Origin of the sequence: Congregibacter litoralis KT71, from assembly GCF_000153125.2 — a bacterium.
Lineage (GTDB): Bacteria > Pseudomonadota > Gammaproteobacteria > Pseudomonadales > Halieaceae > Congregibacter > Congregibacter litoralis.
In genome coordinates this window covers 3,435,660-3,446,994 of sequence record NZ_CM002299.1, presented here as the reverse complement: position 1 = coordinate 3,446,994, position 11,335 = coordinate 3,435,660, and the positions used below count along the sequence as shown (strand labels likewise).

Genomic DNA, 11,335 nt, shown 5'->3' with positions numbered 1-11,335 from the left:
GGGCTGGCCAGCACGTGACAGTAATTCCGCTTCGTAAAAATGCTATGACTGTCGACGTGGAAGACTACTTTCAGGTGTCGGCTTTCGAAAAAAACGTAGCGCGCGATGCTTGGGAGACTACTCCGCTGAGGGTTGAGAAAAACGTAGATCGCATTTTGCAGGTTTTTGACGATCATGACGTGAAAGCAACTTTTTTCACGCTCGGATGGATCGCCGAACGTTGTCCCGCTATGGTGAGTCGTATTGTTAGCGAGGGACACGAGCTGGCAAGTCACGGTTGGGAGCATGTACGAGTCACGAATCAAACTCCCACCGAGTTCAGCGCCGATGTAACCAAGACCAAGATGTTTCTTGAGGACCTTGGCGGGTGCTCAGTTAATGGTTATCGCGCCGCAAGTTACTCGATTGGCGCGTCTAACCTTTGGGCGTTGGATGTGCTGGCTGACTGTGGTTATCGATACAGTTCGAGCATTGCGCCAATCAAGCACGACCTTTATGGCATGCCCGATGCTCCCCGTTTTCGCTTTACGGCTGCACAAGGCCGGTTGGTAGAAGTGCCTATCACTACGATTCCAGTAGCAGGTAAGAATATCAATTGTGGCGGCGGTGGCTGGTTCCGGCTTTTTCCCTACAGCTTTTCTAAATGGGCCCTTGGCAAGGTAAACAGCAAAGAGCTTGAGAGCGGCCTTTTTTACTTCCATCCCTGGGAGATAGACCCCGAGCAGCCACGTATCGAGGGTGCCGGAGCCAAGACGCGGTTCCGGCATTACCTCAATCTTTCGCGGATGCAAGGAAGGCTTGAAATGCTGCTCAGCGATTTCAGCTGGGGCCGCATGGATGACGTGTTCTTCAACGATGAAGAGCGACGCGCTTGGCAGGAAGTGGCGTCAGTTGCATGAGCGGGGTCAGTAAACCTCGGCTGCTGTTTCTTACGCATCGTATTCCCTACCCACCCAACAAAGGCGACAAGATCAGGTCCTTTCATCTTCTTAAGTACCTGTCGGAATACTTCAGCATCTATCTGGGTACCTTCGTTGATGACAAGAACGACTGGCAGTATTGTGCTGCGGTACGCCGGTATTGTGCTGACACGTTTTTTGTAGGCAGAAGTCCTCGCCTGCACAAACTACTCTCACTCCAGGGCCTGTTTTACGGGCAGCCCCTGTCGGTCACTTACTACAAGAGCTCCGCCATGCAGCGGTGGGTGAATAAGACCTTGGAGAATCAGGCAATAGAGCAAGCTTTGATTTTTTGCTCTCCAATGGCTCAATTTGTTGGCGGTGGCACGGCTTCAGATGGCCCCCTGAAAAACACCGTGATCGATTTTGTCGATGTGGATTCCGAAAAGTGGCGCCAATACGCCGATGAACAAAGCGGGCCGCTCGGCTGGATTTATCGTCGTGAGGCGGTCACGTTGCGTGCTACTGAGTGTGAGTTGGTCAGGTCTAGTCAGCGAAGTTTTCTTGTATCGCGTCCTGAGGCTGAATTAATGCGGCGTCGCGTTCCCAGCAATCGACAAGCAATCGACTATTTTGAAAACGGTGTCGACACCGAATTTTTTTCCCGCCCCACCCACGGGTTAAATCCGTTCTCTGATGACGCTATGGTGCTGACGTTCGTTGGTGCGATGGATTATTGGCCCAATGTAGATGCTGTGACCTGGTTTGCAAACACAGTGTTTCCGGCTCTGCGAAGAGAGAACCCTGCGTTAGAATTTTGGATTGTTGGCTCAAAGCCTAACAACGATGTGCGTGCATTGACTGCAAGGGAAGGTGTTTATGTGACGGGGCGTGTGGAAGACGTTCGTCCCTACCTCGAGTTTGCACATGCCGCGGTGGCACCGCTGCGCGTTGCTCGCGGGGTGCAAAACAAGGTTCTGGAATATATGGCGATGGAGTGCTGGGTGCTAGCTAGTAATGAGGCAATGGAAGGTATCGAATGTGGGGAGCTGGCAGGGGTATTCCCCTGCACTGGCGTCGATGACTATCGAGATTCGCTGCGTCAAATTGAGTCTGACAGTGCAAATGCCCATCGTAGTCAGTTGAGGGCGCATGTGTGTGAACAGCGTGCGTGGGCCGCATGCATCGCGCCGGTTCGAGATGCGCTGCTGGGACAGGCTTGCTGATCCGATGTCGAGTGCCATTCCTCTTTCAGAACGCCGATACGTTCAGTTGCCGGAGTCTTCCAGACCGGTGCTCATGGTCGTAGTTGATACCGAAGAGGAGTTCGATTGGGAGCGATTTCCTGACCGAAAGTCCACAGAGGTTACGGCGATGCAAAATGTCGGACTTGCGCAAGAAAGATGCGACGCCTTTGGATTAAAGCCGTGCTACGTCATTGACTATCCAATCGTTTCTCAAAGCCAGGGGGTTGTGGACCTTAAAACTTATTACGGCCAGGGGCGTTGCGAAATAGGGGCTCATTTACATCCATGGGTGAACCCGCCGCTTACCGAGACGCTTAGCGTAGCTAACATGTACCCGGGGAACCTGGACCGAGAAACAGAGTTCAAAAAGATACAGGTTCTTCGTGATGAGATAACGAAGGTTTTTGGTAAAGCCCCTAGAGCCTACAAGGCGGGCCGTTATGGGTTTGGACCGCATACGGGAGATACGCTAGAGAAACTGGGGTTTGATATCGATCTGTCGTTTTCTCCACCAGTCAATCATAGCGATAGCGGCGGCCCGGATTACAGTGATGAAGTTTCCACACCTTTTTGGTTCGGAAGAGAGGGGCACCTGCTTGAATTGCCTTTGTCTGGCGGGTTTGTAGGGGTGGCCGGTTCATACGCGAAATCGCTTTATAGTCTTTCCCGGCGCCTGGAGTTCGCTCGAGTCCCGGGGATATTCTCGCGTCTCAAAGTGGTAGACAGGCTGCTTTTGTCGCCTGAGGGCTTTACCCTGGAGGAGCTCAAGCAGCTTACGCGCTTTCTGTTCTCTCGAGGTCAACGCGTCTTCTCGTTCGCTTATCACAGCTCTACGTTAAAGCCGGGCTGTACAGAGTACGTGCTGAATGATGAGCAGCTGGCTGCATTTCTTCAGACATTCACAGATTACTTTGAATTTTTCTTCGGTGAACTCAACGGTGTACCGGGTACGCCAACTGAGGTTTACGCTCAACTGGAGCAGCTTAAATGAAAGTTATCGGCATATCCCCGCTGGATAAGGATGCTACCGTGGCACTGGTAGAGGACGGCAGAATTGTATTCGCTGCGGGTGAAGAGCGATATTCCCGGTTAAAGCAGCAGGACGGCTTTCCTGCACTGTCGCTTGCGGCGGGTCTAGAGTACGCAGGCTGGAGTCTTGATGACGTGGATTTGGTTGTTTACCCATTTCTTGAGGCCGACAAAGAGGAAGAAAAATTTGATGCCAACCTGGCGGAAGAAAATCGCTTTCTGGACAGCTACGAACCGCAGGCCCTTGATGAATTGCTTGCTGCTGCTGATGCTCGAGTGCCCGAACGTACCGAGACGGTTCATGGTTTAGACAACCCGAACGAAAAGTTAGAGAAGTCAATTCTCCATAAAGTTTTTTATAGCCTGGCCGCCAAGCAGCCTTCTCTTTCAAAGCGATTTGCAAAGGCCGGGTCACGACAATGGCAGGAAGAAGCCCGCACTTCTCATCGCCGTTGGCAGAGCGAGCTGGAGAGTGGCCTTCGTAAAGCGGGCTATTCGGGTGCTGTACGACGCCTTGAACATCACGCATCGCACGCGGCGAATAGCTATTACGCCAGCGGGTTCAACCGCGCTTTGTGCATCACTTTAGATGGCTATGGCACGGGGTTGGCGGGGTCTGTTTCACTTGCCGAGGATGGAAAAATAAAACGCCTACATGGCGTCAGCTACCCGAACTCCCTGGGGACTATGTATGAACATGTAACGTCCAGCTTGGGATACAAGCCGGGACGTCACGAAGGCAAGATTGTTGGCCTTGCTGCTTTTGGTGATCCTGCGGTACTGGCTGATGTATTGCTCAGCCGGATTGATCAGCACGGTGGTGACTTTGGTATCTATCAGTCCAACAATATTTATTTTTCGCGGTATCTCGCGGCGCGCTATCCAAAGATCGATGTGGCTGCTGCCTATCAGTATGTACTTGAGGTCGTCGCCAAGGATTTTGTGGCGCACTGGGTGCGCGAGACCGGGGTAGATGCGGTAGTGCTTTCTGGCGGTGTCACCGCCAACGTCAAGCTCAACCAACGCATTTTTGAAATACCCGAAGTTAAAGAGATTTTTGTCTATCCGAATATGGGTGATGGTGGCTGTGGTACCGGTGCGGCAATGCATTTTTCCTGGCCAGGGGGCACTCTACCAAGCATAACAAACTCCTATTACGGTCCAGACTACAGCGATGAGGACATCGAGAGCGCGCTTAATGACGCCAAGCTCAGCTTTGATCAGCCGGAAAACTATGCGGCTACCGTCGCGGCGCTTATTCATGAGGGTAACGTTGTTGCGCGATTTGATGGTCGTATGGAGTACGGCCCCAGGGCCCTGGGTAACCGATCCATCATGTATCACGCACGCGAGCCGGAAGTGAACCAGTGGCTGAATAAACGCCTCGGTCGGACGGAGTTTATGCCCTTTGCGCCCGTTACCCTGTATGAGGCTGCAGAGGAGTGCTATCTCAACATCGAAGGGGCAAAGCATACCGCCGAGTTTATGACGATCACCTTTGACTGCTCAGAGCAGATGAAGCGGGATTGCCCTGCCGCTGTGCACGTAGATGGCACCGCCCGTCCGCAGCTGATCCGTCGCGAAGTTAATCAGGGGTATTACGACATTCTTAAGGAATACGAGAACCTCAGTGGGATATCCAGTCTCATAAACACCAGCTTTAACATGCATGAAGAACCCATCGTCCGGAGCCCGGCCGATGCAATTCGTGCATTTTTGGCAGGCGGAATTGAGTGGTTGGCGATAGGTCCCTATCTGGTTGAGCATCCTGATCGTGGTGACAAACCGGCTGGACACTAAAGTTTGGAGAACCACGCATCCGATGGTTACCGCGTGGAGCTGGTTTCTAGTCCCTCCCGGTCTGAGGTAGAAGAGTTTTGGTGTGATTTGCAGGGCCGTTCGGACGGGAAATTCTTCTTGTCCTGGCTGTGGATTGGCACGTGGATTGATGTAATGGAGCCCGCATTCGACCTATTGGTCGTGCGTCGTAGCGATGTAGTCGTTGCACTAGGGTGCCTATCAAAACCGCTGTGGCGTAAAAGGAACGGAGTGCCAATCTGTCGGCAGGTGTTTTTAAACGAAACTGGCGATGCTTCGCGGGATCAACAGTGGATTGAGTACAATGGTTTTTTAACGGCAAACGGGCATAAAGAGAAGGCCACTGAAGCAGCAGTCAATTACCTGCTCGCGTTACCGGGTTGGGATGAATTGGTTGTGGGTGTGGCTTGCGAGAGCGAGCTAAAGCTCTTTGATAACCCGGGCTTTTTCCATAAACATATACGGTGGGAGTCCACCTCGCACGCGACCGATTTAACAAAGTTCACGGCTGAGAGTGCTTTTCTGAGTAGCTTGTCGCGTAACGCGCGACACCAGGTTAGGCGAACAGCACGCCTTTATGAAGAGTATGGCGAACAGCGCATTGAGCGCGCGGCAACTGTTGATGAGGCGCTTGTTATGTTGGATGAAATTGCGCCCATGCACGAAGAACGGTGGGGCTCTGGCTGGTTGGGCAGTGGTTTTTCCAATCCGCGCTTTGTGCATTTTCATAAGTTACTTATCAAAAGCGGATTCTCGGAGGGGAAAATTGACGTTATCCGCATCCGCTATGGCGCCGAGGTGTTGGGATACTTTTACAACATACTGTTCGACTCGCGGGTCTATTTTTATCTCAGCGCTCTTCCGCGAGTAGAAGATAATCGCCTGAAGCCGGGTCTCTTGGGGCATTCTTTATTGATCGAGCGTTATGCACTAGCAGGTTTTGAGTCCTATGACTTTATGGGTGGTGGTGAGTCTTATAAGGATCGTTTGGCTTCTCGTGGTGAGACTGTTTGTCGGGTGGCGTTTCAGCGGCCACGGCCACTCCTTCGTCTGGAGAGTGCACTAAGACGCTCAAAGAACTTGTTGGATAGAAACCAGTGATTAGTATTGCTTTCTTTTACCTGACTCAGATCATAACTGTGGTGCTCAGTTTCGCTTACATGCCCATTATGGCTTTTGTTGGGTATGAGCTGATTTACTTTCTGCATCATGAATCTCGGTGGTGGATAAATTCTGTACCAGATCTGCGGTATTCGTTTTTCTTCTCTATGCTTGTATTGATAATGGCTGTTGTCACAAGGGCTCGCGGAGAGGGTCTAAGGGTGCTCGCAGCCCCATCGTTTCGCTGGCTTTACCTGTTGGTTTTTTTGTATGCGGCTACTTACTTCTACTCGCTTGCTCCGGCTCTTCACCTGACGACTCTCGAGGCCTACCTTAAAAGCATCATGGTAGTGTCTGCGGCACTGGTGCTTTGCCGTGATCGAACGGCGCTCAACTACATTATGGCGGGGTATGTATTGGGAGCCGCCTACATCGGATACTATATTTTTGAGGTGGGCCGTAATTCAGGAAACCGCGTTGAGGGGATCGGCACTGTCGATTCGCCCGACGTTAATGGGCTGGCCGCAATGCTTGTGCCTGCTGCCATTCTGGCGCTTCACTTTTTTTGGACGAACAAAAAACCGTCGTACCGATTTGCTGTTGTAATAGCGGGCGGACTTATTACCAACGCACTTGTATTGATGAACAGCCGAGGCGCCTATCTCGGGCTTGGCATGGGTGCTGCCTATTATATGTATCGATTGTTTGGAGCGAATTTGGGGATTCGCAATCTAAGGCTCAAAGTCATAGCGGTTGGACTGTTGGGTGTCATTGCAATGTTATCTATCATGGATAAGTCGGCGTTTGACCGAGTGTTTTCGATTCAATCAGAGAGCGCGCTCTCGGCGGAGCAGGAGACCGGCTCGACGCGCGTGTTCTTTTGGATGGCGGCGCTGCGTATGACAATTGATCACCCTCTGGGTCGGGGGGCTTACGCGTTTCATCTTAGTTCTGACCGCTACATCCCTGAAGGTATTGATACGGGAGGTTCTCGTCGGCGGGCACCGCACTCCTCTTGGTTTCAAACACTGAGTGAAGTGGGGTTTGCAGGATTGTTTATTTTTGTGATGGTTTTGTGGTCAACTTACACAATGCTGAGGAGGTGCCGTAGCCAACTTAGACAAACTCAGGACAGCAATGGTTTTTTCACTATTGTCGCGATCGAGGCTTCTTGCGTTGGTTATCTTATATGTATGACGTTTATCGATCGAATGCGAGCTGAGGGACTACATTGGTTGATTCTTTTTGCAGCTGCGGCGTACCAGATTTATTTTCTGCATGCGAAAAGTCCGGTGAAGCGAAGTGCTTCCTCAGTTGACCTTTAAACGCCGCCCTTGTTTCTGAATAGAAACAAGGCCACAAGTAGTAGCAGTGCGGGGATTGTCCATTTCAGAAAGTATGCGAGTTTTTCGAAGTAATACTTTTTAGTTATGAACGCTTGAGGCCCATCCCATCTTTGATTGGTGTGCGTGAGCGCCTGCGTAAATTCTGAGACCGTACTATCGTATTTATCCTCCGCGGCGTAAGCCGCGATCAGTCTTGCTGGGTGCAGCATTGCCTCGTTCAGTGATATGGCCGCTACCACACCGAAGTCGGCATCTAGGAGGAATTCTTGATCGCCCAATCGGGCTACTACAATCACATGATCGGGCATGCTGACGATTTGGTTGCTAATGCCTTCGGTAGTAAGAATTTGTGAAAGCAAAATACTGGCATCTCCGCATATGCCGATACCGCGTTCGATGGACTTTTCCACATTACTAAAATGGTAGCGTTCATATTCAGGGATTTTTGTGATGTAGCGCATGCCCCATAGAATGTAGTTTTCCCATACTGGGACTTGCTGATGAAATCTGTTGGCATCGAATCTCTCCCAATGGATGTGTGCCATTCCGTCAGCAATAGAGTGGGTGACCCTGTTCAGAAATTCAGCGTCGGTTTCTTGCTCGCCACGCACTATTTCTTCTTCTAGCTCATTCTGTGATAGCAAGAGGTCACGTTCACCAAAACGCAGCACATCTGGTGTTAGGCCCTCAGGACGAAGATTTTGCGTAAGTCCAAAGAAGTTCAGTGAAAGTAGCACCAACCCCGCAGAGGCAGCTAATCGTACGGTCAGTGTAGTCGTTTGACGCATTTCTTGTTTTGCGCAGGGCTTCCTATTTGGGTGATGCGGTGGGTGCTTGTCCTTAGACCGCTGTAGCGGCTCGCGTATACTACAGAAAGGCTATACTCGCACAAGTTGGGCAGTGCAATTATTTTTTCTGAGATATTCTATGAGTAACGTGACCAGAAGAAGAGCAATTACGCTAATAACCGGTACGGTGACTTTAGGGCTCGCGGGCTGCGGTGGCTCTTCTAGTTCGTCGGAGGCGGGGGTCGCCACCGCCTCTGCACTGCCTGGTGCGCAAATACCGCCTGAAGAGTTAGGGTCCGAGGGGGATGCCATATTCGGTTCTTCTTATCTTGGTGTAACGCGCGTAAGGAACATGAACTTTGGCGGGGAATATATGCGAGCTGCCTTTGGCCATGGCGCTTTTGCTGTTCGAGATAATTATCTTTGGCTCGCAGGCCACGAGTATGGCAATGGCGTTGGTAAGTTTGGACCACTGGCCTTTGAGGATACAGAGCTTCAAGATGCTCCTTTAGCAGACAACGTGATGCCGTATGTACAAATTGAGCCAAGAGGGAATTCCGTTAGCTGGCCTATAATGGGTTTGTACGATGACGGAGGACGAGTTTTTGTACTCACGCAAGAATACTACGATGCCGATGCTAACAATACTAAAGACCTTGCCATACTCCACTATGACGGGTCAGTCGATAAGTTTTATTCAACGAAAGGTCACGCACGCTCAGCGGGATGGATGCAAGAGATCCCTTTTGTATGGCAGCAGTCTCTAGGCGGCACCCACTTACTGGGAAGTAGTAAAAACACTCCGATAAATCATCGTCATTCCATTGGCCCCTCGCTATACGCCATGGACGGGTCTCCAACCGGGGCAGCAACAGCAAAACCTTTAATGCTTTTCTCGCTAGAAAACCCGATGGGAAGCTACGATCGGCAAGAAGTTGGTGACCCTGTTTTCAATGAGCTCTCTCGAGTGTGGACTGGATTCATTTGGGGCGATGACTATATCTGTATTGGGAGAACTGGTGGCCTGAAGTCAGGCATAGCCTACAAAGTTCGAGGTTCTGGGTTTGACGCTCTTGAGGCTGATGACTACTACAATTATTACTGGAGGTTTAGACTCCAGGATATTTTGGATGCACCTAATATCTTCGATCCTCGACCGTATGAATATGGGGAGCTCGAACTAGGCTTTGGTGTCCGAGGTGCTTATTTTGATGACCGAGAGGGCATTCTTTATCTGTGTAGCTATATGGACACCAGTCAAGGTGGTCCGGAGAAGTCGCCCGCCATTTTTGCTTACAGGTTTCCTAAGGCATAGCCTATCTGATTCAGTTGCACCTCTAGTTAAGTGGCAGTACTCGAACGTTACTTGCCGTTGAAAAGGAATCGAAGTTTGCGGTTGGGTATTATCAAGAAAAGGTGGAAAGCTAGAGTACAGATCAAAACAATGCATATGATAGCGGGAAAACCAATCCAGAATGCTAGTTCAAGCTTAATGGCAATGATTCCAAGAATGATCACCATTGCGTGGTGAAAGAGATAAACAGTGTAGGCAGAATCGGACAGGAACTGCCAGCTTCTTGAGCTACGGTTAGCAAAGTAATGGAATGACTTAAACACCACTAGAATCGCGCACCAGGCTGCTAGGGTTGAAAAATAAAGTTGAAAAATCGCGTCAAGGCGTCCCACATCAGAGAGATACTGCAGTGAAAGTTGACACGCCACTAACAACGCTATCAGCCAAGTCGCAGATAAACCGATTGCTTTATCTAGAAACTGAAACTTGGTGCCAAACAAAAGCCCTACCGTAAAGAACGGCACGTACAACACCAATTGATAGACTGATATTGTGTTCCAGAACTGACTGTAAAGAGGGAACCCTAATTGGCCCAGCGACATTATTAGCAACGTAATCGTTGGTAAAAGTAGCAAGAAAAATAGTCCTGATAGTTTCGCAGCGTGATCTAGAAAAACGTTTGCTAGCGACGACACCCTCTTCGGCACGAAGGAAAAAACAGTTGCTGTCACGAAAAAGTAAAATGTCAAATTAGCCAGAAACCAGAGATGACTGACCCAGCCTCCTTGCAGGAAGAAGGTTTCCCAAGTGTCACTTGACCATCCCGATGCACTTAAAACATAAAACTGAAGAACATTTAATGTTAGTGCTGTTGTAACCATCGGTATGACGAGTCGCGGAATTCTCACCTTAAGAAACTTCAATGCCCCATAGCGCTGTAATGTTAAGCCGCAAAAGAAACCAGAAATAACGAAAAACGCAGGCATTCTAAAGAGATGAATGGATTCGTAGAAAACTTTGGCTACTTTGCTCGAGTCCGTTGTCGTGTACAGGACCCATGACTGGTCTGGATTATAGATTTGCGCTGTATGTAGGACGACACCTAGCATCATCAGCACAGCGCGCATTGAATCCATGTAATGTAGACGGGTCATATTGCTTTGCAAGCCTCAGTGATAGTTGGTAGAAGCTTACGGTAACCTCGATCGTTAAGGTGTACTCCGTCTTCCTCAAAAAAAGCTGATGCGTTTTCTTCTTCAGACCATGCTGTATCTATGTAGTTACCTCTTGAATTGGCAGAGGCCCATTGTTTGGCAAAGGCGTTGAACTGACGAAATTCGGGCCAAGCGGCTTTTCTTGCAGTAGAGAATTTCAAGCCGATTATTATGATTTTCGCACGCGAAAACTTTTTCTCTAGCATATTGAGTAGCTCAGTGAATTTCTCCTGGATATCGTAAAATTTCTTGCCGTTAGACAAGTCGTTCTCTCCCGCATACAGCAGTATGGTATGAACTTGGTCGTCTGGTTTGATTGCAGACATATACAAGCTCACGTCTATTAGTAGCGCAGAGTTTAGCCCTCTCAATCGGAAGGGGCGGCACTCAGCGAGGGCGTTGAACGGGATACGCCGAATTGTTGAAGTGCCCACCAATAAAGTAGTGTAGGTCCCGCCCGCTAAGTCTTGGATCAAAAAGAGGTGACGACTTCTATCAGCATCGTCGCTTTTATAGGTGTACAAAGCGATTAACGCGACTACTGAGCTTACGGTTAACGCTATCCTAAAGCTGGTTGTTATTGTGTAAATCATCACATT

The 11,335-nt window shown here is 49.9% G+C and carries 10 protein-coding genes; 7 read left to right on the top strand and 3 right to left on the bottom strand.

Annotated features, from left to right (window positions below):
- The first annotated feature begins 14 nt into the window (after positions 1–14).
- The 6 genes from KT71_RS15635 to KT71_RS15610 are packed head-to-tail and all read left to right on the top strand — an operon-like array spanning position 15 to position 7,419.
- Positions 15–899 (top strand): XrtA system polysaccharide deacetylase, encoded by an 885-nt coding sequence (locus KT71_RS15635; protein WP_238549431.1) that lies wholly within the window; start codon positions 15–17, stop codon positions 897–899.
- Positions 896–2,125, top strand: a complete 1,230-nt coding sequence (locus KT71_RS15630; protein WP_008294389.1) for a TIGR03087 family PEP-CTERM/XrtA system glycosyltransferase — start codon at positions 896–898, stop codon at positions 2,123–2,125. Before KT71_RS15635 ends, KT71_RS15630 begins: the two co-directional genes overlap by 4 nt.
- 4 nt (positions 2,126–2,129) lie before the next feature.
- Positions 2,130–3,137 (top strand): polysaccharide deacetylase family protein, encoded by a 1,008-nt coding sequence (locus KT71_RS15625; RefSeq protein WP_023660173.1) that lies wholly within the window; start codon positions 2,130–2,132, stop codon positions 3,135–3,137.
- On the top strand, positions 3,134–4,975 hold the full coding sequence (locus KT71_RS15620) for a carbamoyltransferase family protein (RefSeq protein WP_008294391.1): 1,842 nt from the start codon (positions 3,134–3,136) through the stop codon (positions 4,973–4,975). Before KT71_RS15625 ends, KT71_RS15620 begins: the two co-directional genes overlap by 4 nt.
- A gap of 3 nt (positions 4,976–4,978) precedes the next feature.
- Positions 4,979–6,094, top strand: coding sequence for a GNAT family N-acetyltransferase (locus KT71_RS15615; RefSeq protein WP_023660172.1), 1,116 nt, complete (start codon positions 4,979–4,981; stop codon positions 6,092–6,094).
- Entirely contained in the window at positions 6,091–7,419 is a 1,329-nt protein-coding gene (locus KT71_RS15610) for an O-antigen ligase family protein (protein WP_008294393.1), read from the top strand. The genes KT71_RS15615 and KT71_RS15610 overlap by 4 nt, the downstream gene beginning before the upstream one ends.
- Here KT71_RS15610 and KT71_RS15605 read toward each other — a convergent pair.
- Positions 7,416–8,228, bottom strand: coding sequence for a hypothetical protein (locus KT71_RS15605; protein ID WP_023660171.1), 813 nt, complete (start codon positions 8,226–8,228; stop codon positions 7,416–7,418). The genes KT71_RS15610 and KT71_RS15605 overlap by 4 nt on opposite strands.
- A gap of 139 nt (positions 8,229–8,367) precedes the next feature.
- Here KT71_RS15605 and KT71_RS20560 point away from each other — a divergent pair, with 139 nt between their 5' ends.
- Positions 8,368–9,543 (top strand): hypothetical protein, encoded by a 1,176-nt coding sequence (locus tag KT71_RS20560; RefSeq protein WP_008294395.1) that lies wholly within the window; start codon positions 8,368–8,370, stop codon positions 9,541–9,543.
- Positions 9,544–9,590: 47 nt separating this feature from the next.
- Here the strand turns inward: KT71_RS20560 and KT71_RS15595 are convergent, their stop codons facing one another.
- Positions 9,591–10,676, bottom strand: a complete 1,086-nt coding sequence (locus tag KT71_RS15595; protein WP_008294396.1) for an acyltransferase family protein — start codon at positions 10,674–10,676, stop codon at positions 9,591–9,593.
- Positions 10,673–11,062 carry a GDSL-type esterase/lipase family protein gene (locus KT71_RS20785; protein WP_169729164.1) on the bottom strand — a complete coding sequence of 130 codons (390 nt, stop codon included), beginning with the start codon at positions 11,060–11,062 and terminating at the stop codon, positions 10,673–10,675. Before KT71_RS20785 ends, KT71_RS15595 begins: the two co-directional genes overlap by 4 nt.
- Positions 11,063–11,335: the final 273 nt, after the last annotated feature.

Coding starts and splice junctions, on each gene's coding strand:
- KT71_RS15595 (WP_008294396.1), bottom strand. CDS start 10,676: ATGACCCGTCTACATTACATGGATTCAATGCGCGCTGTGCTGATGATG.
- KT71_RS15625 (WP_023660173.1), top strand. CDS start 2,130: ATGTCGAGTGCCATTCCTCTTTCAGAACGCCGATACGTTCAGTTGCCG.
- KT71_RS20785 (WP_169729164.1), bottom strand. CDS start 11,062: ATGTCTGCAATCAAACCAGACGACCAAGTTCATACCATACTGCTGTAT.
- KT71_RS15620 (WP_008294391.1), top strand. CDS start 3,134: ATGAAAGTTATCGGCATATCCCCGCTGGATAAGGATGCTACCGTGGCA.
- KT71_RS20560 (WP_008294395.1), top strand. CDS start 8,368: ATGAGTAACGTGACCAGAAGAAGAGCAATTACGCTAATAACCGGTACG.
- KT71_RS15630 (WP_008294389.1), top strand. CDS start 896: ATGAGCGGGGTCAGTAAACCTCGGCTGCTGTTTCTTACGCATCGTATT.
- KT71_RS15605 (WP_023660171.1), bottom strand. CDS start 8,228: ATGCGTCAAACGACTACACTGACCGTACGATTAGCTGCCTCTGCGGGG.